The following is a 24,511-nucleotide window of genomic DNA, read 5'->3' as shown; positions in this document are numbered from 1 at the left end:
GGGCGCGCCATCGACGTCAACGGCCTTTCTTCTTGACCAACATCAATTCCACCATCAGGTTCATGTAAAGCAACTTGGATCCGATTTCGGACATCGGAACCAGGAAGCATTTCATGCCCGCGTGTTGGGCCTCGACAACGACACCTTCCATTTCCTCGGGCGGTACGTTGGAAGGCAGGATCACGAAGAAACACTCCGCGCCGTTCGCTTTGGCCGTCCAAATCCATTCCACGGCGTGGTCCAGGGCGATTTCCACCGCCTGGGTGTTCACCCACCGGAAATTGATGGGCTTCTTCGCTTTTTTTTGGGCGATGTCCGCCAATATTTGCACGAACTTGTCGCGGCTTGTTTCAGTGCCCTCCGGATAAAAGATGGCCGAGGCCAGGGCCGTGTCCTCCGGGGTGGGCGCGACGGGCGCCGGTTTGGCGGGGGCGCTGTCGCCGGCCAAGATGGCGGCGGGTCCGAAGGGGGTCACCACCGGTTTCACGGGTTCGACAGGGGCCGCGTTCGGGCCGCTGGCCAAGGGTTCCACGCCCGGCGTACGGGGGGGCGCCGGGGATTTTGCGGCGGGCGGATGGGTCGCCCCCATGGGTTCGCCATAATCGTTGGTAATTTCGATTTGAAAACCCCCCGAGTCGATGGCCTGTTCTATCGCAGGAGTCGAGGCCTCCGATGGGTCAACGGGGGGTGTGGGCGATGTGTTGTAACCAAAATCGATTTGAAACCGTCCGCTGGCGTTCGGGTTCTCGACCGCCGGCGCCTTGGGGGCCGGTGGCGGCGGCGTTTCGCGAACGGGAGGCGGAGGCGCCTCCCGAGCGGGCGGAGGGGGCGGCGACTTGGCCACCGGCGGCGGAGCGAAGGTTGGGGCGGGAGAGGGCATGTCCCGAGGAGGCGGAGCCGCGACGGGCGCGACCGGTGGTGGAGGGGGCGGTATCCGCATTGGCGGGGGCGGTATCTGAGTCGCCGACGGGGGCGGGGGCGCTGCGTGGGCGGCCGGTGCCGGCGTTCCCTTGGGAGAGAAAGGAGGCGGCGCCTTGGGGATGGAAGACGGCGCCTGAACCGGGCGCACAATCGATGGCGGCGGGGGAGCGGCCGGCGGCATGGGAGGAGTGGTTCGGGCCGGCCCCGGCGTTTCGGAACGGGGCATGGACGGGGGCGGTGTCGGCGGTTTGGCCGCCGCCGGTTTCTCCACCGGTTTCAACGGGGGCACCACGGCCTTGGAAGCGCCACCACCGATTTTTATCCCGGGTGGAATTAAGGGGCCCGGGGAGATTGCCCCCTCCTGCATTTGAGCCACCTTCTTCATGACGAAGGATTGCTCGTCTTCGGTTAAATTGGTGAGGCCTTCCAGAGCGCCGCTTAACCCGTCCAACAAATTCCCCAATTCGTGGGATGCCGTCGGCCCCGCGCCGGGGTCACGTGTCATGGACATGACAACGTTTTGAATGGCCAAACGTTCCTTCAGGGGCGCGTCCACCACAAAAACGGCCCATTGAAAGGTGTCGTCGGTGATTTCCTGAATTTCCCCACAGACGTCGGGGTGCGCTTGCACGATTTTCTCGACGTCTTCCCGCGGTCCGCGAATCTTCAGAAGATAACTGTCCGCCCGCGTGGAGAGAAGCATTTCCCAGCGTTCAATGCTCATGGACCGGTCTCCGCCCGCATTCCGTGATGTCGCGTGAAATCCTACACGTCTCCGATGCGGAGCGTGTTCATTTTGACCATGAGATCGTCCGGATTGGTGGATGCGTCGAGGGCCTCTTCTTTGGTGATCTTGTGTTCGTTGAACAACCGGATGATGTCCTGATCGAAAGAGTGCATGCCGTAATATTGCCCCTGCTCAATGGCCTTGTTGACCTCGACGGATTTGTCCTCCATCAAAAGCTTGCGGATGAGGGACGTGACCACGAGGATCTCGGTGGCCGGGAACCTCTCGCGGCCGTCGGCCGACTCCAAAAGGCGCTGGGCGACGATGCCGCGGAGGACGTTGGCGATGCGTGTTTTGGCGCCCGCCTGTTCGGCCGCGTGGTACGATTCCAAAAGGCGTCCCATGGTTTGGGCCGCGTCCATGGTGTGGATGGTGCCCAGGACCAGGTGGCCCGTCTCGGCGGCGGTGATGCCGGCTTGGATGGATTCGACGTCGCGCATTTCCCCCAGGACGACAACGTCGGGGTCCTGCCGCAACAGGTGTTTGACCGCCGAGGAGAAGGACGGCGTGTCGTGGTTGACCTCCCGCTGGGCGATGGAGGATTTGTCGTTCGTGTGGTAATACTCGATGGGATCTTCGATGGTGATCATGTTGTAGGCGAAATTTTTGTTGATGTAGTCCACCATCGAGTTGAGCGTTGTGGTTTTGCCGGCGCCCGTGATGCCCGCCACGAGGATCATGCCGCGGGTGTTTTGGCAAAGTTTGCGCAGGGTGTCGCCCGGAAGGTTGAGTTCCTCGAAGGTTTGGACTTGGAGGGGCACCACCCGCAAGGAGAGGGCCACGCTGCCTTTTTGGCGGTAGATGTTGACGCGGAACCGCGATAGTTCGGGAACGTGGTAGGACATGTCCAGCTCGTTTTCCGCGTGGAACTGTTCGCGTTGGCTGTCGGACATGAGCAGGTTCGCCAGCTCCTCAATGTGCTCCGCGCCCATTTTGTTGAACCCGGAGGACATGAGTTTCCCGTGGATACGGACCATCGGGGGCGTGCCCGCCTTGAAATGGATGTCCGAGATTCCGCTTCGGATCATGGTTTGAAACAGCTTGTTGATGTCAACGGCCAAGGTGGCCTCCTTGTGTGTGATGTTTCAACCACGTTCCCCGTGGTGTTTCCGGACCCGGGGACGCCGCGGCCGCTCGGGCGGTGGGGCATCCTCCTCTTCGAGTATGTATGAAGTTTTTCCCCGTTTCAACCTTAATAATAGGGAAGCGGCTTACGGCGCCCCCTTTAAGGGAAACCGCTTGAGAAGGCTGGCGACCGAACCCTCCACCGCGGCGTCCATGTCCAGGCCCTCGTAGGTGACCGCTCCGGTCCAAAGCAAGTCCCCGGTGCGCGGTTCCAGAAGGCGGACCGAGAGCGAAACGGCGGCGTTGGAAATCACCACCTGGGCGTCCGGCAAGCTGGCGGCGGTGGGCGATGGGTAAAGGCTGCGTCCCGAAATTTCCTGAACCGGGTACAGCACGATCCCTCCGTTCCCCTGCAGCGGCACCAGGTATTTCCGGTCGGGGGTAAATTGGGTGACGGCCGCCTCCATCCAAAGATCGGCGGACCCGTTGTCGGGACCGCCGACGCGCACGCGGTACCCCTTGTCGAGAAGGGCGCGGGCGAAGGCGTCGGTCACGGCCCGGCTGGCCGTGGCGGAATCGAGTAGGAGGACGGTTTGGACGCGGCTGAAATCGGTTCCGGCCCGGGTCGCCACCCGCGTCGGGGCGACGCAAGCGCTTGTCAGCGCGAGGAGCAGGGAGAGCGCGAGACGCTTCACTCGAGCCGTTCCAAATGGCGCTGGGCCATTTCCCTTAAATCGGAGGACTGGGTGAGGGCCGCCAAGCGTTGCCAGGCCGAGCGCGCGGCGCCGGGTTGGCGTTGCTTTTCAAAAAGCAGACCGAGGGCAAAAAGCGCGGTTTCGGATCGGGGGTCCAGGGAGAGCGCCCGCTCGAGGGCGGCTTGCGCCTCGGCGTACTGTTGACGTTGCAGGGCCACGAGGCCCAGGGCCGTTTGGGCGGCGGCGTCGCCTTTGTCCGCGGAGGCGGCCTGACGCAGGGTGGCCAGGGCCTGGTCGGTCTGGCCCGCGTTGGCCTGACGGAGCCCCTCCTTCAGCAAATCCGAAGAGGCCGCGTTCAGAGCCGTCGCGGCGACAATAGCGATGCACGAGATAAGTCGTTTCATCGGTCCCCCCCTTTTTCCATTCGAGCGATTTTCCGTAAGCGGCGCGCGTGGCGGCCTTCGCCAAAAGGGGTCGCCAACCAGACGGCCACCATCCGCGCGATGGCGGCCTTGGAATGCACGCGGCCGCCCAAGCAAAGGACGTTGGCCCCGTTGTGCTCGGCGGCGAGGGCCGCTGTTTTGTCGTTCCAGACCACCGCCGCCCGAACCCCCGGCACTTTGTTCGCCGCGATGCTCATGCCGATGCCGGTGCCGCAGATCAGAACGCCGCGGTCCACCCGGCCGCGGGCCACGGCGCGCCCCACGGCGCGGGCGTAGTCGGGGTAATCGGTGGAGGCTTCGCTGTCGGTGCCGAAATCCACGACCGCGTGACCGGCCCGGATCAAACGACGCGCCAGGGCGTCCTTGGCCGGGAAACCCCCGTGGTCCGCCCCGAGGGCGATTCTCATCGCGCGGGGGTCGGGGCCGCTTGGAAAAGGACGATGCGGGCGAAATCCTCGGCTTTGAGGCTCGCGCCGCCGACCAGGCCGCCGTCGATGTCGGGCTGGGCCATGAGAGCGTCGACGTTGTCGGGTTTGACGCTGCCGCCGTAGAGCACGCGGACTTTTTCCGCCGCGCTGCCAAAAAGCGCTTCGAGTTTGCGGCGAATGAAACCGTGGATTTCCTGGGCTTGTTCGGGGGTCGCGGTTTTCCCCGTCCCGATGGCCCAGACGGGTTCATAGGCGATCACGACGCGGGCGACGTCGGAGGCCGACAGCCCTTTGAGGCCTTCCGTCAAGTGGCGTTCCACGACGGCGAAAGTTTTGGCGGATTCCCGCTCGGAGAGGGTTTCGCCCACGCAAAGAATCGGGGTGAGGGCCTGCTCCAGCGCCAAACGGACTTTCTTGTTGATGAGCGCGTCCGTCTCCCCGTAAAACTGGCGGCGTTCCGAGTGGCCCAGGATGACGTGGGTCGCCCCGGCGTCTTTGACCATGCCGGGAGCCACTTCGCCGGTGAAGGCGCCCTGGAGATTGTCGTTCATGTTTTGGCCGCCGACTTGAACGGCCGTGCCCTTGGCGGCCTGGGCGGCGGCGGCGAGCGCCGTGAAGGGCGGGCAGACCAGAATTTCGCGGTCGGTCGGCGCGCCGGTCAAGGACGCCAATTTCTTAACAAGGTCAACGGACTCGGCGATGGTTTTGTGCATTTTCCAATTGCCGGCCATAAGGGGTTTGCGTGACATGGGGTTTCCTTTCGATGAAATCTGACGAAATTTTAGGATTTATTGACGACCGAAGGAAGGTTTTCCGAGCCCCAGGCGGCGCGGTCGACAAACAGACGCGTGCCCGGGAGATCCAAGAACGGAGCCACGGGGATTCCCTTTTCCCCGTTCCTCAGTCTGCGGAAGAGGATGGATTTCTCCTCCCCGGCGGCAAGCACAAAAATTGACCGGCCCCGGGCGAGGGCGCGGGGGGTGAGGGTGAGACGGACCGGCGGGGGCTTGGGGGCGTCAAGAACGGCGATCACTTGAGCGTTGGGATTGACGGAGTGGCCGGGGAATAGAGAGGCGGTGTGCCCGTCTTCCCCCACCCCCAACAGGACGAGGTCGAAATCCGGCTGCCGAGCCAGTCGCCCGTCCGCCCGTTGCGCGGCGGCGCGCGGGTCGTCCAATCGATCGATGAGCGGATGGACGTTGGTCTCGGGCACGCCCCAGGGGGCCAGCCAGGTTTGGCGGGCGAGTCGTTCGTTGCGTTGGGGGTCGTCGACCGGCGCCCATCGCTCGTCGCCCCAGAAGAAGCCCACGCGGCGGGGATCCACGGCGCCGGGATTCTCCCCCAAACGGCGGTAAACCGCCGCGGGGGTGGTTCCGCCCGCCAAAACGATGCTCGCTTCCCCTCGGGCGGACTGCGCGGCGACGAGAATCCGACGCACGGCTTCCGCGAGGGAGTCAAAGAGGGCGGCGGGGGTCTCGAAGACGGTGGGGTTCAAAGGGCCCAGGCGCGCTCGTCGGCGGCCAGCAGCCGGTCGGCCGCCTCCGGGCCCCACCCGCCGGCCGCGTAGGGCGCCGGGCCCCCGGTGTCCGCCCAGCGGGCGTGAACCGGATCGAGAAGGGCCCACGACAGATCGATCCAATCGGAGCGGGTGAAAAGCGTTTGATCCCCCGCCATGGCGTCGAGGAAAAGCCGCTCGTAGGCCTCCGGCGGCTCTCCGAAGGATTCTTCGTAGTCGAAATCCATCTCGACGGTGCTCATGCAGAGTTTGGGGCCGGGGTGTTTGGTGTCGAACGTCAGGGAAATTCCCTCACGGGGTTGGATGCGGAGAATCAGCCGGTTGGCTCCCAAATCGGTGGGTTGCAGGGGTTGAAACAGGGAATGAGGGACGTGCTTGAATTGAACCACGATCTCGGAGCGGCGCTCGGCCAATCGTTTTCCCGAACGGAGGTAAAAAGGCACCCCTTGCCAACGCCAATTGTCGACCCGGAGTTTCATGGCGACGAAGGTTTCCGTTCGGCTTTCGGCCGGGACATCGGGTTCTTGCCGGTAGCCCGGAACGGGATGCCCGTCCACGGCGCCCGCGGTGTATTGCCCTCGCACGATGGTTTTATCCACGGTCGCGGTGGTCCACGGTCGGACGGCGCGGAGGGCTTTGACCGATTCGTCCCGCACCCGGTCGGCCTGAAATCCCGCCGGGGTTTCCATGGCGGTCACGCACAACAACTGGAGAAGATGATTTTGGAACATGTCGCGGAGGCAGCCGGCTTCTTCGTAGTACCCCGCGCGGTGGCCCACGCCGAGGCTTTCGGCCACGGTGATCTGGACGTGGTCGACGAAGGATCGGTTCCACACGGGTTCGAACAGAATGTTGGCGAAACGCAGCACCAGGATGTTTTGGACCGTTTCCTTGCCGAGGTAATGGTCGATGCGGTAGGTTTGCGTCTCGTCAAAAACGTGCCGCAGCTTGCGCGCCAGGGCCTGGGCGGAGGCCCGGTCGCGGCCGAAGGGTTTTTCGATGACCAAGCGCGACCAGCCGCGGCCGCCTTCCCGTTCCTTGTCGAATTCGGCTTTTCCCAATTGTTCGACGACCTTTTCATAAAGGGTCGGCGGCAGGGCGAGGTACATCAAACGGTTGCCCCGGGTGTTCCAACGCGCGTCCCATTGGTCGAGGCGGGCGCACAGGGCCGTGTAGTCGGCGGGTTGGTCGTAGCGCAAGGGGTGGTAATAAAAACGTTCCAGGAATTCGGACCGGTCGGCCGCGGTGCCGCCCTTCAACGAACCGCGAACTTTTTCGCGGAAGGCGTCGTCGCTCAGGGCGGTGCGCCCAACGCCGACCACGTAAAAACGGTCGGGCAATTGTTTGAGAAGCTTGAGATGAAACAGGGACGGGTAAAGTTTACGTTCGGCCAGGTCCCCCGAGGCGCCAAAAAGGATGACCCCGCAGGGGTCGGGGCGCGTTTCGATGCAGAAACGTTCCTGGACCTTCGTGCGAAACACGCCGGAAGTCCGCGGATCGTTCACGGTTGGGGATGGGTTTTGACCGCGTGGCCGCCGAACTCGTTGCGCAAGGCGGCGAGGACTTTCGCGGCGAAGGAGTCGTCCTGCCGCGAGGCGAAACGGGCGAAGAGGGAGAGCGCGATGGTCGGCGCCGGGACGGCGGTTTGGATCGCTTGCTCCACGGTCCAACGGCCCTCGCCGGAGTCGTCGACATAACCTTTGAGTCCCGTCAAATCCCCGTCTTTGGACAAGGCGCGTTCCAGGAGTTCCAACAACCAAGAACGAACGACGCTCGATTGGTTCCACAATTGGGCCGTGGCGTGCAGGTTAAGCGGAAAGGGCGCCGCCCGCAGGATTTCAAAACCCTCGGCGTATCCTTGCATGAGGGCGTATTCGATGCCGTTGTGGACCATTTTGGTGAAGTGCCCCGCGCCCACGGGGCCCGCGTGGAGGTAGCCCTCGGCGTTGGGGGCGAGGGTTTTGAGCGCGGGTTCGAGGCGTTGAAAAACCTCGGGCGCGCCGCCCACCATCAGGCAGTAGCCTTTTTCAAGTCCCCAAACCCCGCCGGAGGTTCCGGCGTCCATAAAACCGATGCCTTTTTTTGCCAAGGTTTCGCCGCGTCGCAGCGAGTCGGTGTAGCGCGCGTTCCCCCCATCCACGACGATGTCGCCCGGCGACAAAAGAGCGGCCAGGTCGTTGATCGTCGCCTCGGTGGCGTCGCCGGCCGGGACCATCACCCAGACCACCCGGGGCGCGCTCAATTTCGAAACCAATTCGTGGAGGGCGAAGGCCCCTTCGGCGCCGTGTTTCATGATTTCCCGGGTCTTCTCGGGGGATCGGTTGAAAGCGACGACGCTGTGTTTGCCCCGCAGGAGGCGCTCCACCATGTTGGCGCCCATGCGGCCCAGCCCGACGAAACCGATTTCCATGGAAACCTCCGTTAATTCACGCTGACGGCGAAACGCGCCAAATCCTTCGCCGCGTTTTTGGATAGGTCGAAACGGATGGCACGCAATTTGTGGTTGCCCAGGGCTTCAAAGTCGCCCAGCGCCTGCGCCCGTTTCAATATCGAAAACCCGTAGGCCGCGCCGGGCACGTCGAGATCCTTGGCGTCGAGACCGGTGAATTGAATGAAGAGCCCGTTGCCCGCGCCGCCCTTGTGCAACTGCCCCGTGGAGTGGAGGTAACGCGGTCCGTACCCCAGGGTGGTCGCCAAACCGGTCGCGCGGGCGATGCGGGCGCGGATCGTTTGAAGAGCGCGGTGGAGGACCGGCGCGGGGGTCAAGTAGGCCATCAGGGCCACGTAATCCCCCGGTTGTCGCCGGGCCAGAAAATCGTTCAACGCGGCGGACAGGGAAGCGGGCTTACCCGTCGGCGCCCAGACGCGCACGCCGCTCTCCGTCAGGGTGGGCGCGGGTTCGGGCAAGGCCCCGGCGGATTCGAAGCGCTGAAGAATGCGGGTGGTGTTGGCCTTGCTTTCGGAGACGTTCGGTTCGTCGAACGGGTTGATCCCCAGGATTTGGCCGACCACGGCGGTGGCGAACTCCCAGCGGAAAAACTCCTGCGCGAGGTCCAGGGGCGTGGCCAGGGGAAGGGTGAGGACGGGGTGTCCCGCGGACACCAAGGCGTCGAGCTTTTTCTCCATCGGTCGGTCGGCGGATCCCGCCAATTTCAAATGCACAAAAACCCGGTCCGCGCCGTAGTCCGTCGGCGCGCCGAGGGTTTCCCCGTCGATGGGCACGACCCCGGTCCCCTGTTTGCCGGTGCTTTCGGCGACCAGCTGTTCGACCCAGACGCCGAAGCCGGCGAGTTTCTTGGAGGTGACGATGGTCATTTTGTCGCGACCGGCCTCCATGGCGGCGCCCAACCACGCGCCCAGGGACAACCCCGGGTTGGCTTCGCCTTTTTCACGGCAGGCGTTGGCCTGTCGAGCGGATCGGTCCAGCAATTTTTCAACGCTCACCCCGATCAAGGCGGCGGGCACCAGACCGAAGAAGGTGAGCGCCGAAAAGCGGCCCCCCACATCGGCCCGGCTGATGAAGGTTTTGCGGAAGGCGTGGTCGCGGGCGAGCTTTTCCAGGGAGGTCCCGGGGTCGGTGATCGCGACGAATTGCGCGCCGGGCGTTTTGACGCCGGCTTTTTCGAGGCGGCCCCAAAAATGCTTGAAGAGCGACATGACCTCGATGGTGCCGCCGGATTTGCTCGCCACGAGGAAGAGGGTTTTCTTGAGGACGATTTTGGCGGAGGCCGCGGCGATGGCGCCCGGGTCCGTCGTGTCCAGCACGTGCAGCTTTAATCCCCCGGGGGCTCTTCCGAAGGTCTGCCGCAGCACTTCGGGGCAGAGGCTTGACCCGCCCATGCCGAGCAACACGACGTCCTTGAAACCGGCTTTTTTGACGTCCTTCACAAAGGCGCCGATTTCGGGCACGGCGTCGGCCATGAACCCGGGCAAATCCAACCATCCAAGGCGTTGACGGATCGTTCCCTGGACGACCGGATCGGAGGTCCAGAGGGACGGGTCCTTCGCCCACAGGCGATCAACGACGTTTTCTTCTTCCAACTCCTCGAAGAGGGAGGGCAAATCGGGCAGGGCGGTTGTCATGGGGGTCGTCTTTCTAGCGCTTGGCGCTGGCGGTGTGCAACTGGTCTTTTTTGGCGGTGAGGCCGGCCAGTAGTTTGTCGTAGGATTCAACAAATTGCTTGAGGCCGTCGGCCTCCAGGGCGTCGGTGACGCGTCGTAGATCAATCTTGAACGTCTTTAATTTTTCCAAAATCCCGCGGGCTTCGTCCGCTTGGTTTGTCAACGTCTCCGCGACGACGCCGTGGTCGCGGAAGGCCTCCAGAGTGGCCGGCGGGAGCGTGTTGACCGTGTCCCGGCCGATGAGGTTGTCCACATACAGCAGGTCGGGGTAATGCGGGTTTTTGGTTCCCGTGCTGGCCCACAGCGGACGCTGGACCCGCGCTCCCAGTTTGCGCAATTCGTTCCAGGCCGGGTTGGCGACGAAATCAAGAAACGTTTGGTAGGCCACCCGGGCGTTGGCCACGGCCACCTTTCCCAGCAATTCCAAGAGCGCGTCCTTTTCTTCGGGACGCGTCGCGGCCTGGATTTTTTCCTGCAAAATCTTGTCCACCGCGGAATCGATACGGCTGACAAAAAAACTTGCCACGCTCGCCACTTTCAACGAGAGTCCTCCCATGGCCCGGGCTTCCAGCGCGCGCCGGTAGGCGTTGAGAACGTCCCGGTAGCGGTCCACCGCGAAGATCAAGGTGATGTTGATGTTGATGCCGTCGGTCAGTGCCTGTTGGATGGCGGGAATGCCCTCGACGGTGGCGGGGATTTTGACCATCGCGTTGGGGCGATTGACGGCTTTCCAAAGCCGGTGGGCTTCGGCCAGAGTGGTTTTTGTGTCGCGCGCGTGCTGGGGCGCGACTTCGATCGAAACGAAGCCGTCGGCCCCTTCGGAGGCGTCGTAGAGGGGGCGGAATTGATCCGCCGCCCCTTGGACGTCCTCGATGGCCAGGGCGTCGAAAATTTGAGCGACGTTCTTCTTCGCCGCCAGGAGTCGGCGGATGGGTTCGTCGTACTCGGCGCCGGAGGAGATGGCTTTTTCAAAAATCGTGGGGTTGGAGGTCATGCCGCGCAAACCGTCGGCGATCAAGCCGCGCAGTTCCCCCCCCGTCAACATGCCCCGGCGGATGTTGTCCAGCCAGAGGCTTTGTCCGTGCTTATGGAACAATTCGTGCAAACGATTCACGCCATCCTCCCCAACGCTTGTTGGGCCGCTTGAACCACGCGGTCCACGGTGAAACCCATTTTTTCCATGACCACATCGCCGGGGGCCGAGGCGCCGAAACGGTCGAGCGTGACCAGGACGCCTTTATCGCCCACGAACCGGTGCCACCCCAAGGACACGCCGGCTTCGATCGCGACGCGGGCGGTCAGCGCCGGGGGCAAAACCGCGTCGCGGTGGGCGGCGTCTTGGGACCAGAAGAGTTCCCAGCTCGGCACGCTCACGACGTCGGCCCGAATGCCTTTGGCCGCCAAAGCCTCGCGCGATTTCACGGCCAACGCCACTTCCGATCCGGTGCCCATAAGCAGGACCTCGGCGTCGCCACCGAACAGGCGGTAGGCGCCGCGGAAGGTGGAGGTTTTTCCGGTGGTAACCATCGGCAATTTTTGCCGCGAGAGCACCAGGGCGGTGGGCCCGTCCCGACGCTCAAGCGCGACGCGCCAGGCTTGGACGGTTTCATTGGCGTCCGCGGGCCGCAGGACCACCAAGCCGGGAATCGCGCGAAGACTCGCCAAGTGCTCGACGGGCTGGTGGGTCGGCCCGTCCTCCCCGAGGCCGATGCTGTCGTGGGTGAAAATGTAGACCACGCCCAATTTCATCAGCGCGGCCAATCGGATGGCCGGGCGCATGTAGTCGGCGAAGGTCAGGAACGTCGCCCCGTAGGGGATCACCCGCCCGGACAGCGCCAACCCGTTCAAAATGGCGCCCATGGCGTGTTCGCGAATCCCGAAATGCAGATTCCGTCCCTCGGGGGTCTGGGCGCTGAAAGAGCGTTCGGCCTCGATGCGGCTGTTGTTGGAGGGGCCAAGATCGGCGGATCCCCCCAGCAAGAAAGGGAGGGCTTTCGCGAGGGCGTTGAGGGTTTTTCCCGAAGCCTGCCGGGTGGCCATGGCGTCGTTCGGGCCGAAGGCCGGCAAGCTTTTTTCCCAGTCCGCGGGGAGGGGGCCGTTTTTGGTGAGGGCGTCCCATTGCGCCGCGATCTCGGGGTGGGCAACCCGGTAGCGGGCCAGCAAATCGTTCCACGCCGCTTCGGCCGCCGCGCCGCGCTCAATCACCGCGGTCTTGTTGCGAAGGACCGCGGGGGGCACGTGAAAAGCGGGTTCGGTCGGCCAGCCAAGCTTTTGTTTGGCCTGGAGGGTCTCCACCGGGCCCAGGGGTTCCCCGTGGGCTTTGGCGGTGTCTTGCTTGTTGGGCGCGCCGTAACCGATGTGCGTGCGCGCGATCACCAGCGTGGGCCGCACGTTTTCGGCAAGGGCTTTTTCAAGAACGGCGCGTACCTCAAAAAGATTCTCGGCGTTGGCCAGGCGAAGCACGCGCCACCCCTGGGCGACGAAGCGGGCTTCGACGTCCTCGGAAAAAGCGAGGTCCGTGCCCCCCTCGATGGTGATGCGGTTGTCGAGATAAACGTACTTGAGGGCCGCGAGTCGCAGGTGGCCGGCGAGCGAGGCCGCCTCGGAAGACAACCCTTCCATGATGTCGCCATCGGAAACGAACGCCCACACCTTGTGGTCGACGATCGGGAAATCGGGGCGGTTGAACCGGGCGGCCAAATGGCGCGCCGCGATGGCCATGCCCACCCCGGTGGCGAAGCCCTGCCCCAGGGGGCCCGTGGTGGTTTCCACGCCGGCTGTGTGGGCGTGTTCCGGGTGGCCGGGGGTGAGCGAACCCCATTGGCGGAATTGTTTGAGATCGTCGAGGGTGACAGGATAACCCGTCAAATGCAACAAACCGTAGAGCAGCGCGGAGGCGTGGCCGCAGGAGAGGATGAAACGATCGCGGTTGGCCCAAACGGGGTTGTGGGGGTTGTGCCGCAGGAGTTTTGTCCAGAGCACGTGGCCCAGGGCGGCGGCTTCCATGGGCGTGCCCGGGTGGCCCGAGTTCGCTTTCTCCACGGCGTCCACCGCCAAAAAGCGCAGCGCGTTGACGCAAAGGGATTCCAGGTCGGCGATGTTGGGTTCGTTGGCCATGGGGAAGGCCGTATTATACAAAGATTGGGAAAGGACTTTTAAGCGTGGACGACGTTTTTGTGTTCGCCGGGCGACGCGACCGGAACGGAGGACTCCGGCGGTTTAACCAGGGGGACGCTGAAAAAGAATTCACTCCCCAATCCGGGTTCGGATTCCACCCAGATTTTCCCCCCGTGGGCTTCGACGGCCAGCTTGCAGAAGGTCAACCCCAACCCGCTGCCCACCCGGTGGGCTTGGCGCTTCACTTCGGCCTGGCTGAACTTTTCAAAGATCCGCGTGAGGAATTCCTTGGGAATGCCCTCGCCGTTATCGCGGACGCTCATCACCACGGTTTGTCGATCCGGCGTGGCGCCGACGTGGATGGAAATTTCCGTGCGGGGCGGTGTGTGTTTCAAAGCGTTGGTCAATAGGTTGGCCAAAACCCGATGCACCAAATCGCGGTCCGCCCACACTTTGGGAAGGTCTTTGGCGACCTCGACCGAAATCACTTTGTTCTCGCGAACGATTTGGGCTTCCAAATCGTCAACGCACTGGCCCGCCAATTCCAAAAGGGAAAAGATCTCCCGCCGCAATTGAAGCTTGCCCTCCTCCATTTTGGCGACGTCCAGGAGGTTTTGAATCAGGCGCAGGAGGTCGCGGCCGGATTTGGCCCCCAGCGTCAATAGCTTTTTTTGATCGGGGGGCAGCGTGTCTTGGGCCAGCATCAGGACGTAATCGATCGAGCCGAGCGTGGCCGACAGGGGGCTCTTTAAATCATGGACGATCATGTGCGTCAGATCGCGTTTGGTGGTTTCCAGGGCGCTCAAGGATTCGGCCATGCCGTTCAACGCTTGGGCGACCTGTTGAAGCTCGTCGCCGGTGCGGATATCGAGGCGGTGGGACAATTCCCCCCGTCCGATGCGTTCGAGGCCGTCGCGCATCTCCCGCAGGGGACGCAGGATTTTTTCAACGAGCGCGAACCCCAAAGCCATGAATCCCGCCCCGAGCAAAACGATCGCCGTCAGAGCGCCGAAGGCCATGTGCCGCACGGGCGCGAAAGCGGGACGGTAGGGCATCTCGGCGAACACCGCCCAAGGCAATCCGCGGACGCGGTGAAAAACGGCCAGTGTCCGCTGGGCGCCTTCCCCAATGTCCATGGGGGCGTTCTCCTTTCCGGTCCCTTTCATAAAGGGAAGAACCAGGGCGCGCTCCCCCCAATTCTCGTGGCCCAAAACGCGCTCGCGATTGGGGTGCGCCAGAAGGCGGCCTTCGGTGTCGACGACGAAAACGCGGGAGCTGAGATTGGAAGCTTCCGCCACTTGGTCCCAGAGGTTGCCCAAACCGAGGCGCGCCAACAGAACCCCGCGGCTGCCCCCCAAAGGGACGGACAAGAACATTTGCGGCACGCGGTCCCGCGACGTAAAAAACACCGGACCGATGTAGGAGCGGCCCGCCGCTGCCTGTTGAAACTCTTCGCGCCGGGACCGATCGGAACTATCCTTGCCCCAGGTCACGCGGCCGTTGCGGCGCGCCGCCCGGGTGAGCCCCCGGCCGTTGGCGTCGTACAGCACGGCTTCCATTAAATCGGGGTAGGTTTCCAGCAGGTCGCGGAGCGCGGCGGATTGTTGGCCGGGCAGGGCGTTGGCGAAGCGATGTTGGGCGGTCAAGGCGGCCAGGCCTCGACGGGTGCTTTCCACGTGGGCGGCGGCGCGGTCGGCGATGCGGCGGGACAGCTCCCGTTGTTCGCGGAAGAGGCTTTGGCGACGGGCCCGGTGCATGGTGAGCCAAACGATGGTACCCGCCGCGAGGATGGGTATCATCAAGCTCAGCGTGAAAAAGAAAAGGAGGCGCGTTCGCAGGCCGGGACGGCCGGGTTGGCGGAAGAAAGAGGCGAGGGGGTGTTTTCGGTCCGCGGCGAAGGCGTCGATCATGTCAACCGCGGGAAATGGCGCGGCCTTCGGATCGATGTCCGCGGTACCGCCGTTTGTCAAAGGCCCAACGCCTTAGCACGAATCTGATCTTACCACCGGGGATCGTCGGCGTCAAGCGGGGTGGTGGGCGATCGCCCCAAGGCGCGTAGCGCCCGATTCCAGTTCCGGCGGGCCCCGTCGTGAGCGGGCACGCGGGATAAAAAATCCCGGTAGAGCCGTTCGGCTTCCTCCGCTTTATCGTCAAGCAACAAGAGGTCGGCGTGGATTAAGAGGGGCAGAGGGAAATCGGGCAACAGGCCCCGCAACACCAGAACGAGGCCGAGGGCCCGCGCCCGGCGGCGGGGATCGGTCGGGTTCTCAAGGCGGAGGCCGCGGAGGAGCTCTCGGGCTTCCCGCAACGGGGCGGGGATTCCGCCGGGGCGAAGACGCCGAAGAGCGTCCCACGCGTTCGCGTCGTCAAGATCGAGACGGAGAACCCGCTCGTGGGCGGACGCCGCCTCGGTGGGGCGCCCCGCTTTTTCAAGTTCCGCGGCCCAGGCCCGGTAAAAAAGCGGTTCAAACGGAAAAAACCGTTGGGCGGTGGCAAGGATGTTTTCTTTATCCGTGATTCGCAATTCTCGAAAAAGGGGATGGCCCACCAGATGAAACGCAGTGCCCTTGTCGGTGGGATTGATGAACCAAGCGAACCGTCGGTCTTGAAAGGCCGCGCCTTCATCCCCGAGGAGTGCCCATTGGGCGGAGCGATTGAGGGCGATTTCGTCGTAGCCCGGGTTCAGGCGCTGCGCGCGGGAAAAGGCCGCGACGGCCTCTTTGGCTCTTTCGAAAGTTTCGTGCGGAAGGCCCCGTTGGGCCGCTTCCCGGGAGCGCTGGGCAAGAACATTCCCCCTGTCGAATTCAAAGCGAACATCGGACCCCCAGCGGGCGGCCCTTTGGAAGGCGGTCAGGGCCAAGGCGGAGTCCCCTTTTTCCAGAGCGCGGCGTCCTCGGAAATGTTCGACTTCTTCACTGAATCGAAGCCAGGGAACGACGGTCAAGAAGACCGACAAGGCCGCGAGGGCCCCCGCCCCCCCCCTTCGTGTTCGTGTGCGGGGGAGGACCACGGGATCCCGGTGGAGATCCGAGAGGGATTGGCCAAAAGTCCAAAAGGCGAGCAGCGCGGGACCGGTGAAAAAGAGAGAGACGTTGCCCAACGCGTTGTCGACCAGGACCCCGGCAAACCCCGCGAGACCGGCGGCGGCCGCGCCCCGCTCCGCCCGCTGAAATGTCCGCCGATGGAACCACGTCCACGCGCCCCCCACGGCCAAAATCCAAAGAAACAACCCAAGACCGATCCCTCCGCTCTGAGCCGCGAATTCCAGGAATATTTGGTGGGCGTTGTTGGCGTGGGTGCGCAGGCCCGCGAGCGTTGGCCAAACAAGCCATCGCGCTTGGGCAAACGGGTAAAAGACATCAAAAGCCCCCCAGCCCTTGCCCCACCACGGGGCGTCCCGCCAAAGGTCAAGCGACGCGACCCAAATCAAGAGCCGTTGATGCCAAGAGGGATAAAGAGAGGCGCCCCGGATTCCCGACCAGAGGGCGCTCCCGTGGGAGAGGACCGAAACACCCCGCCCCTGGGTGATCGAGGGCCAAAGCCACACCAAACCAATCCCCAGCACGAGCAGAATGAGCGCGCGCAATCCCCCCTTGGCCAACACCGGACGATGGAGAAAGGAAAAAACCAGGAGCCCCGCTGTCGCGCCCAACCACGAAGAGCGCGTCATTGTCGCGAGCAAAGCCGCGAATTGAATCAGGACGACAATTCCGGCTCCCGCAGCTGCCCACCGCGAAGGTTGCGCCAGGACCTTTTGAACGGTTATTGGAAGGACCATCACCACGGCGGTTGATAAAAAATTGGGATTTCCGAAAGTGGAAATCGGCCGATGCCCAAAAGCCTTGAGGTCTTTCCAAAAAGGGTCCCACCCGGCGAATTGAAGCAAGCCATAAACCGCGGCAAGGGTCACCCCACCAACCACAAGCCTCCCGGCGACGCGGCGATCCACGGGGTCGGTTGTCTGGGTGGAAAGAAAATACGCCCCGCCGAAAACAGCGGTGGCAAAACCCAGCGCGCGCACCCCCCCCACCGCGATCGCCGCGCGGAAAAAATCCGGATGGCCCCACCAGGAGGCCAGGGTCGAAATCGCCATGGCGCTTCCCAGAATCAGAAACGGTGTGTCGAGAGGGGTTCGCCAGAATGTGACGGTGTGCGATTTGAGGTAAGAAAAGGCTTTTAGGCCCAGGAGGACTCCCACACCGGATTGGACCCAAGCGATTTGGACGCTGTATGGATTTTCAGTCCGGTTCGTGAAGAACAGGAGAGGACCCAAAAAAAGAACGCCGCGAGAAACCCAACGTTCAACGGCAACGCGCGCGGACCGTGGGGCGGGCGGGGCCACGATTAGGGATTGGCGGGGGAGGGCGGGGCAAAGACCCGGCGCACGTCGGGGTCTTGGGGGTTCCATTCGCGGAGTTTGTTCCAAAGCGTTCGGGAGAGGGTTTCATTCCCGGCGCGGGAATACAAGACCGCCAGGGCTTTCGTCGGTTCAAACCCCACCTCGGCTTCTTGACCCGAAAGTCGCGCGGCCTCCATCGCTTTTTCATAATACTCTATGGACTTCAAGAACAAGGGGTCGCTGAGCATCGCGCGCGTCGGCGTGGGGAATCGATTGACCAGCTGGATGTAGTAAAGTCGACCGAGATTGCCGTAGGTTTCGGCGTTGCGGTTGTGGTAAATCCGGCCGACAACGTTGGCGGAATTGTAGCGCAGGGCGCCCCAATAAGCCTCTTCGGCTTTGTCCAACTCCCCCCGCATGAAGTGCACGTAAGAAATTCGATAGTAATTCGCGGGGAAGACGGGATCCAACTGTTGGTAGAGGCGAAAGTTTTCAAGAGCTTTATCCCAATATTCCGCCGCTTTGTCCTTGTTCCCCCAGAGGGTTTCCAAATCTCCCTTCTTGGTGTAAATCAATCCCACTTGATGGTGGGTCTGGACGTAATTGGGCGCGAAGGCTTTGACCTTGTCGTAGGCGGCGAGGGATTTCGACCAATACTCCTCGGCCTTGTCCCGTAATTTTTCAGCCACCTCGATGTCCCTTTTGCCGAGGGCTTCCTTCGCCCGCTCGGAAAAATTGGATCCCCAATCGTTATAAACATTGCCGACAAAATACCGGGACATGGGAAAAGCGGGGTTGAGAAGCGCGGTTTTTTCGTAATGGTCGAGGGCCCCCCCGACCTTTTCGTATGCCTTTCTCATTTCCAAAGGGAATTCGGGGGATTGCACGCGAGCGTCAAACTCGGGTGAATTCGTCCACACGCTTTGTTTGGAAAAGAATATGGCGACGTTGTGGTATATGTCCCCAATAAAATAGCCGCGCCACACCATCATCCCATAGACAAAGCAAACCGAAAGGCCCGCGGCCCCCGCCCATTGAAAAACAGTGACCTTTTGGTTGGTTACGCGGGTCCATTCGATGGCGGGAAAGAGGGAGCGGCCGGATGAGCGAATTCCCCAGCCGATCAAGAAAAAAGCAATGGAAAGGATCAATCGGATAAAATGAAAAACTCCGGCGTCGCGGGTGGGATCAATCATGGAGAGGATTTGGGCAGCCGCGCACATCCCTCCCGCAACCAGAAAAGGCCCCGCTTGCCAAGTGGGGGTGTCGGAGGTGAGCCGATGCTCCATCAGTTCGCCGATGACTATGAGCAAAGAACCGGCAAGAAGCGCGTGAGCGACAGGGATATGGGCCCATGAAAAAAAGAGGACGCCCCCCAAGGCCGTGCCGAGTCGGATCCAGGTATCAACGGGGGCGGGTTTGTCTTGTTGTTCGGGAGTGGGGTCGTTGCGGACTATTCCAACAATCACTGCGGGGAGCACCAGGGAAAAAATTCCCGAGGACACGAAACGAACGGAGACGTCCATGGTCCAATGGAGCAAGGCCCCCCACCAAGCCCCCAAGAAAGCGATGATTTTATAAACACGGTCGTCAAAGGCGTGGGCCGGGGGGGGGCGCGGACCATCCCGCGTTAACCGGTTCATCGCGCGGAGTCCCAAGGCGCTGACCGATACAAACAGCCAAAGGAAGATGCCAAATCCCACAAGCCCTTCGTCGAACCATATCTCGAGGTATTCATTCTCGGCGTGATCGGTTTCGGTGTTGGATCGTCCTTCCAGAAGGATAATCTCGGGTCGACGGTAGGCCGGGTAGGCCCATTTAAAAGATCCGATCCCGGTGCCCAAGACCGGCTGTTGTCGAATCATGTCCCAGGTCCCGATCCAAGTGAAAACACGGAAATCGACCGATTGCCGTTGCTTGAGGGCAAAGCGCTTAACCACAAAAAACCCCGTCGTACCCACAATCGCCGCTATGGCCAGTAGCGTGTAGGTCAAACGGCGAGCGCGCTTTCCTACGAGGAACAATCCGACTAAAATCGAAAAGGCCACGAGTGTTCCCACAAAGCCGACCCAGGCGCCTTTAGTTGCTGTCGCATAAATGTTGATGAAAGTGGCTGTAAAAAATACAAAAAGTCCGCTGGTTACAACGGAGGGGCTCTTCCACCAAACCAACACCCCCACCAAACAAAAACAACAAAACAACCCAAGCGCGACCCAATTCTGATTGAGGGCGGTGATCCCCCCGTATTGGTTGATGAACATTTTATCCGTCAACACAACCAGGGGAATGAAGAGCAGAAGGGCGGTGAAGGGGCGCAAAAGAGGCCCCCCGCTACGGAAATACAACGTCAAAAGTATGGGAGTAATGATAACGAGGAAATTTCCATAAAAATTGGGATTGCCAAAACTCGAAAACACTCTTTGCGAAAAAGCTTGCCGCCAAATGAAAGGATCCAATCCCACCCCCCCCATGCCCGGAGGGAACAGGCGGTTGTCAAAATACTGCACAAATCCGTAAAAGACGGTTACGCCAAAGGCGGCGACCATCCAACGCAACAATCTTCGCTGCCGGTCCAATCCCCGAAAATCCGAAATCACCACAAGGGCCATGAGACTGTAAAAAACACGACGAGAAAACTCGTCCAAACTGCCCTCGCGGAAAGACGATTGAAGGTAAGAGACAACGCCCGATGTGAGAATGGCCAAAAAGGGAGCCACGATGGGCAAATCTTTTTTCGTAAAAGGCCAACGTTTTTCGAAGAGAAGTTGGAGTGCCCAGAAGAAGGCAACCGCGCCGCATCCGATCTGAGTTAAAGTGATTTTAATTTGGGCGGAATCGTATGTCTTTAAATAGAAGGAAACGGTAACAAGGAAAAATGTCACCGGCAATATCCAGGATACTATTCTGGAAAACACTTCCCCCCAGCCGACTGTGGTCGGGTAGACGGTGGGGGGCTTGGCTAAGGAAGAAGAGATCATTGGTGTGAAATAATAAGCCGAGGATCGGACTTGAACCGACAACCTATCGCTTACGAAGCGATTGCTCTACCGATTGAGCTACCTCGGCAAAAATTCCTACTGATATTTTATCTTATGATGTGTGTTCAAACAACCCGCGTGTAGGGCGATCGGATTACTTCGGGGGGGCGGTTAAAATTGTGAACAGGGGGTGGCGAGGGAAGCGTCCACTCCAAAGTGCCCGCGTTCCAAGGGTTTTCCGGAGCTGCAGCCCCCTTACGCATTGATCGCAAAACGTTAACCAAAAAAATCAAAGTAGCCAGAAAGATAAAAAAGGCCGAGCAGGAAATCCACATTTGGACTCCGCTCATATCGACGCTGTAATCCGCCACTCGTCTTCGTAAGCCATGGGAGCCGGTCCAAAACATCGGAATGAAGGTGGCGTTAAACGACGCGAAAAAACTCCAAAAATGGACCATTCCCCACTTGGCATTCATGGTTTTCCCCGTAAATTTGGGGAACCAAAAATAAAAGCCGGCAAAAAGGGCAAAAATTGCAGCGCCCACAATAGTGAAATGAAAGTGGGCAGTGACGAAAAGAGTGTCGTGCATATGCAGATCGGTTGGAACATCGGCCAGAAAAATACCCGTCAACCCGCCGATCATGAAATTGGCCACGATCGAAGCTGCAAAAAGAAAAGCCGGGGTGATACGGATGCTCCCGCGCCATATTGTTCCCAGCGCCGACAAAAAGACGATGCCGGTGGGAACCGAAATCAATTCGGTCGTGATCATGAAAGGGAAATTTAGAAGGGCCCACATGCCGCTGGTGAACAAGTGATGCGCCCAGACGATGCAACTGAGGATCACAATGGCCCAGAAGGATACCACAACCCAGCGATAGATAAAAAGAGGTTTCCTGGCGAAGACCGGCAGGATTTCAAGCATTAAACCGAACCCTGGAAGGGCCATGATATAAACGGCGGGGTGCGAATAAAACCAAAAAAGATGTTGGTAAAGGAGAGCACTTCCTCCCCGCGTAGCGTCAAAAAAGGATGTCCCCAACACCCGGTCAAAAATCACGAGGAAGAGCGAACTGGCCACGACAGAGGTGGCGATGAGCGTGATGGCGGATGACGCCCCGATGGAATGCACAAAAATTGGCAATCGCCAAAAAGTCAGGCCCTTGGCTCGCATCCGAATTATTGTGACGAGGAGATTGATGGCTCCGAAAACCGAGGAAAACCCCGCCGTCGCGAAAGCCAGCAAGAAAAACAATTTTCCCATGGGGCCCCGCGTGCTCAAGGGCGCGTAGGCCGTCCAACCGAAATCCACCCCACCGTTAAAGAGGGCGGCTATCAAAATCAAGGCCGCGGGTGGGACCAACCAGAAACTCAGAGCGTTCAACCGGGGGAAGGCCATGTCCTTCGCTCCAATTTGCAGCGGGACGAAGTAATTTCCAAAACCGCCGATTATGGCTGTCAGGGCCACAATCACCATGCCGATGCCGTGCATACCGACAAGGGTGTTGTAGGTTTGGAAACCGATGACCTGTTCCCCGGGTTTCGCCAATTCGGTGCGCATAATCAAAGCCAAAATTCCCGCGTAGAAAAACAGGAAAAACGCCGCGCAAAGGTATTGGATCCCGACGACTTTGTGGTCGGTGGTGAAATCAAAATAACGGCGGGGACCATGAATTTCCGGTTCCTCGGTGCCGTTGAGCCAACGCTGAAACGCTGCCCATCCGCCGCCGACCGCGAGGTAAACAACGAGTGAGACCACGTAAGCGATGGTCGCCGACCCTTCATGGGGTAATTTTGTTTTGAGTCCGAAATACAGCGCCAAAAACGCCGCGACGCCGGCGGCGATGCCTCGCACGAGTCCCAGGTTCACCAGCTCTCTCCTTCCGTAAATTGTTTGGCGTAGGTTTCGTCATCCACCACATGCACTTGGGCGGTCATGATTGTGTGATCGAGGCCGCACAACTCGGAGCACCGTAATTGGTAATCGCCTTTCACCGTTGGTGTGATCACCATTTGAGTGACCCGATTAGGGAGCACATCTTGTTTTAAACGGAATTCAGGAACCCAAAACGAGTGGAGGACATCGGCGGATTTTAAAATCAACCGCACCTTTTTGTTGACGGGCAAATACAATTGGGGTTTGTAAGCCTCGTGTTCGGGATAAAAAAATTCCCAGGAAAACTGCGAGGCGTTGACTTGGATTTCCATGTCGGCGTGTTTTTGATCGGCCAGGATGTGCTTCAATTCATAGGAACCAAACCCCGCCAAACCCAGGGTCAAAACCAAGCTCACGCCAAGCCAGAGACCTTCCACCCAGCGTCCCCGGCTGTGTTCGAATTCTTCACCCCGCGCTTTGTCATCGGAGGATTTAAACGCGGAAAGAGAGTAAATCAACGAACACATCACCAAAGCGTAAATCGGGATCGAAAGCCAAAGCAGACCGTTGAACGCGCGGTCAACCCGCACGGCCTCCTGGCTGGCGGCCAGGGGCATCATGGGGTAGGCGCTGAACAACCATCCCAACCCGAGGCTGAAAATGGTCGCGCTTCCAAGAATGATGACCAACGCGCGCAAACGCTTCACAAAGACCTCCGCAATCGGCCGAGGGCGGCGTTGATGCGCTCGCCCACATCGGCCGCGTCCGAATCAAAATACCCGCGAATCCGTCCTTCGCCATCCACCAAAACGAACTTTGTGCTGTGTGTCACCCGATAACCCGAAGGCGCGGCCGGGTCTTCCATGACGGGCAACCGAAATCCTTCGTAGGCGATCCGATACAAATCGCCCTTCTCAGGCCGAACAAACCGCCACCGTTTCGGATCGGCCTCAAATTGCCGCGCGTACCGCCGAAGTGAATCCAGGTCGTCGCGGTCCGGGTCGACGGAAAAACTCACGAACAGGACGTCGGCCGGCAACACGGGCTGCAGCATCGCCAGCTTGCCGGTCATGATGGGGCAGGGCCCCGAACACCGGGTGAAAATGAAATTGGCGATCCAAAACCGGCCGGCCAAATCCGCGCGGCTCAGGGGCATATCCCCCTCCGCTGTGGTGCCGGGCAGCGAAAAGTCGGGAACGTTTCCCAGCGGCTCGTCGGCCGAATTTGCCCGCGACACCGACCGCCAAATCAAACTTCCGAAAGCCAAAGTCGCGACGCCCAGGGCGAGAAAAATCCAGCGAGTGGAGGATTTCATTTCAACTGGATGGCGATGTCCGGGAGGATTCCCACCGCCATGACCAAGACGGCGAAAACGCCCACCAACACCGCGCCGCGAACGATCCACCCTTCGTGCCGCAGTCGCATGAAAAACCAGCCGATCAGCGCGGCTTTAACGGCGGCAAAGCCCAAGGCGACGGCCACGGCCAATTCTCGACCGAAGTGCAGGCGCGACGCCGCCACGCTAATAAGGGTGATCGTGATAAGTCCGGCGAAGAGGGTGTTGGAAATGGATTTTTCACTCATATAAGGTAGAAGAGCGGAAACATAAACACCCACACCGCGTCGACGAAATGCCAATAAAGTCCGGCGTATTCGACTTTGCGACCGAACCGCTCGTCCAGAGGGCCTTTCCCGCGTTTAAATAAGAAGAAATTCCAAAGGACACCGATCAAAACGTGCAACCCGTGAAACCCCGTTAAAACGAAATAAAACGAGATAAAGATGTTTAGGCCGGGCGTGGCTTCCATGAATTCGCTCCTCGGGTAATACCCGTGGTGAATCTTGAGGTAATACTCGAAGATTTTCACAGCGAGAAACCCCAATCCCAAAAGCAACGTCGCGCCCATGAAGCGGCGAAAAGCGACGCTGTTTTTCTCCTCGGAGGCCAAGACCGCGCGGACCATCGTGAAAGAGCTGGTGATTAACAAGAGGGTGTTAATGGTGGCCAAAGTCAACCCGCCCAAATACCCGGTTTTTGGCCAAGCCGGTGCGCCCAACGCGCACACCGAGCTGCCCCAGCGCAACATCACGTAGGCGGCGATAAAGGCGCCAAAGAGCATGATTTCCGAGAGGATGAAAAACCACATCCCGTACCGACCGATGTCGGTGGGTTCGTTGTCATGCGAAAGGGCGACCGCGTTGTTCATTGGAATGGTGACAAGT

The 24,511-nt window shown here is 60.8% G+C and carries 21 protein-coding genes and 1 tRNA gene; 1 reads left to right on the top strand and 21 read right to left on the bottom strand.

Features of this window, described 5'->3' with window-relative positions; genetic code table 11:
• Positions 1–16: 16 nt before the first annotated feature.
• From IPI56_06420 to IPI56_06350, 15 genes are all read right to left on the bottom strand, one after another.
• A complete protein-coding gene (locus IPI56_06420; GenBank protein ID MBK7545363.1) occupies positions 17–1,645 on the bottom strand; it encodes a hypothetical protein in 1,629 nt (542 codons plus the stop codon).
• Positions 1,646–1,686: 41 nt separating this feature from the next.
• Positions 1,687–2,769 (bottom strand): PilT/PilU family type 4a pilus ATPase, encoded by a 1,083-nt coding sequence (locus tag IPI56_06415; protein ID MBK7545362.1) that lies wholly within the window; start codon positions 2,767–2,769, stop codon positions 1,687–1,689.
• A 150-nt stretch (positions 2,770–2,919) separates the two neighbouring features.
• Entirely contained in the window at positions 2,920–3,468 is a 549-nt protein-coding gene (locus tag IPI56_06410; protein ID MBK7545361.1) for a hypothetical protein, read from the bottom strand.
• Positions 3,465–3,872, bottom strand: coding sequence for a tetratricopeptide repeat protein (locus tag IPI56_06405; GenBank protein MBK7545360.1), 408 nt, complete (start codon positions 3,870–3,872; stop codon positions 3,465–3,467). Before IPI56_06405 ends, IPI56_06410 begins: the two co-directional genes overlap by 4 nt.
• Positions 3,869–4,318, bottom strand: a complete 450-nt coding sequence (gene rpiB, locus IPI56_06400) for a ribose 5-phosphate isomerase B (GenBank protein MBK7545359.1) — start codon at positions 4,316–4,318, stop codon at positions 3,869–3,871. Before rpiB ends, IPI56_06405 begins: the two co-directional genes overlap by 4 nt.
• Positions 4,315–5,088: a triose-phosphate isomerase gene (locus tag IPI56_06395; protein MBK7545358.1), complete on the bottom strand. Its 774-nt coding sequence runs from the start codon at positions 5,086–5,088 to the stop codon at positions 4,315–4,317. Before IPI56_06395 ends, rpiB begins: the two co-directional genes overlap by 4 nt.
• Before the next feature lie 32 nt (positions 5,089–5,120).
• Entirely contained in the window at positions 5,121–5,834 is a 714-nt protein-coding gene (gene pgl, locus IPI56_06390; GenBank protein ID MBK7545357.1) for a 6-phosphogluconolactonase, read from the bottom strand.
• Positions 5,831–7,336 (bottom strand): glucose-6-phosphate dehydrogenase, encoded by a 1,506-nt coding sequence (zwf, locus tag IPI56_06385; GenBank protein ID MBK7545356.1) that lies wholly within the window; start codon positions 7,334–7,336, stop codon positions 5,831–5,833. The genes pgl and zwf overlap by 4 nt, the downstream gene beginning before the upstream one ends.
• 20 nt (positions 7,337–7,356) lie before the next feature.
• Positions 7,357–8,265 (bottom strand): decarboxylating 6-phosphogluconate dehydrogenase, encoded by a 909-nt coding sequence (gene gnd, locus IPI56_06380; GenBank protein ID MBK7545355.1) that lies wholly within the window; start codon positions 8,263–8,265, stop codon positions 7,357–7,359.
• A gap of 11 nt (positions 8,266–8,276) precedes the next feature.
• On the bottom strand, positions 8,277–9,938 hold the full coding sequence (locus tag IPI56_06375) for a glucose-6-phosphate isomerase (GenBank protein MBK7545354.1): 1,662 nt from the start codon (positions 9,936–9,938) through the stop codon (positions 8,277–8,279).
• A gap of 13 nt (positions 9,939–9,951) precedes the next feature.
• On the bottom strand, positions 9,952–11,091 hold the full coding sequence (gene tal, locus IPI56_06370) for a transaldolase (protein MBK7545353.1): 1,140 nt from the start codon (positions 11,089–11,091) through the stop codon (positions 9,952–9,954).
• On the bottom strand, positions 11,088–13,094 hold the full coding sequence (gene tkt, locus IPI56_06365; protein ID MBK7545352.1) for a transketolase: 2,007 nt from the start codon (positions 13,092–13,094) through the stop codon (positions 11,088–11,090). Before tkt ends, tal begins: the two co-directional genes overlap by 4 nt.
• 38 nt (positions 13,095–13,132) lie before the next feature.
• On the bottom strand, positions 13,133–15,004 hold the full coding sequence (locus IPI56_06360) for a sensor histidine kinase (protein MBK7545351.1): 1,872 nt from the start codon (positions 15,002–15,004) through the stop codon (positions 13,133–13,135).
• An 89-nt stretch (positions 15,005–15,093) separates the two neighbouring features.
• The gene (locus IPI56_06355; protein ID MBK7545350.1) at positions 15,094–17,187 is read right to left on the bottom strand and encodes an O-antigen ligase family protein; all 2,094 of its coding nucleotides are present in this window, start codon (positions 17,185–17,187) and stop codon (positions 15,094–15,096) included.
• A gap of 251 nt (positions 17,188–17,438) precedes the next feature.
• A complete protein-coding gene (locus IPI56_06350; GenBank protein MBK7545349.1) occupies positions 17,439–19,751 on the bottom strand; it encodes an O-antigen ligase family protein in 2,313 nt (770 codons plus the stop codon).
• Here IPI56_06350 and IPI56_06345 point away from each other — a divergent pair.
• Entirely contained in the window at positions 19,680–20,246 is a 567-nt protein-coding gene (locus IPI56_06345) for a hypothetical protein (protein MBK7545348.1), read from the top strand. The two genes, IPI56_06350 and IPI56_06345, sit on opposite strands and share 72 nt — an antisense overlap.
• A 180-nt stretch (positions 20,247–20,426) precedes the next feature.
• Here IPI56_06345 and IPI56_06340 read toward each other — a convergent pair.
• The 6 genes from IPI56_06340 to IPI56_06315 all read right to left on the bottom strand — a co-directional run bounded on the left by IPI56_06340 (position 20,427) and on the right by IPI56_06315 (position 24,495).
• Positions 20,427–20,499 (bottom strand) — tRNA-Thr (locus tag IPI56_06340).
• Between the two features lie 37 nt (positions 20,500–20,536).
• Complete coding sequence (locus IPI56_06335) at positions 20,537–22,282, bottom strand: cbb3-type cytochrome c oxidase subunit I (protein ID MBK7545347.1); 1,746 nt, start codon at positions 22,280–22,282, stop codon at positions 20,537–20,539.
• Complete coding sequence (coxB, locus tag IPI56_06330; GenBank protein ID MBK7545346.1) at positions 22,279–22,995, bottom strand: cytochrome c oxidase subunit II; 717 nt, start codon at positions 22,993–22,995, stop codon at positions 22,279–22,281. Before coxB ends, IPI56_06335 begins: the two co-directional genes overlap by 4 nt.
• Entirely contained in the window at positions 22,992–23,603 is a 612-nt protein-coding gene (locus IPI56_06325) for an SCO family protein (GenBank protein MBK7545345.1), read from the bottom strand. Before IPI56_06325 ends, coxB begins: the two co-directional genes overlap by 4 nt.
• Positions 23,600–23,872 carry a cytochrome C oxidase subunit IV family protein gene (locus tag IPI56_06320; GenBank protein ID MBK7545344.1) on the bottom strand — a complete coding sequence of 91 codons (273 nt, stop codon included), beginning with the start codon at positions 23,870–23,872 and terminating at the stop codon, positions 23,600–23,602. Before IPI56_06320 ends, IPI56_06325 begins: the two co-directional genes overlap by 4 nt.
• A complete protein-coding gene (locus IPI56_06315) occupies positions 23,869–24,495 on the bottom strand; it encodes a heme-copper oxidase subunit III (protein ID MBK7545343.1) in 627 nt (208 codons plus the stop codon). The genes IPI56_06320 and IPI56_06315 overlap by 4 nt, the downstream gene beginning before the upstream one ends.
• Between the last annotated feature and the right edge of the window lie 16 nt (positions 24,496–24,511).

It is taken from the genome of Elusimicrobiota bacterium (assembly GCA_016706425.1).
Taxonomy (GTDB): domain Bacteria; phylum Elusimicrobiota; class Elusimicrobia; order FEN-1173; family FEN-1173; genus JADJJR01.
This window is presented reverse-complemented; position numbering and strand designations above follow the sequence as displayed.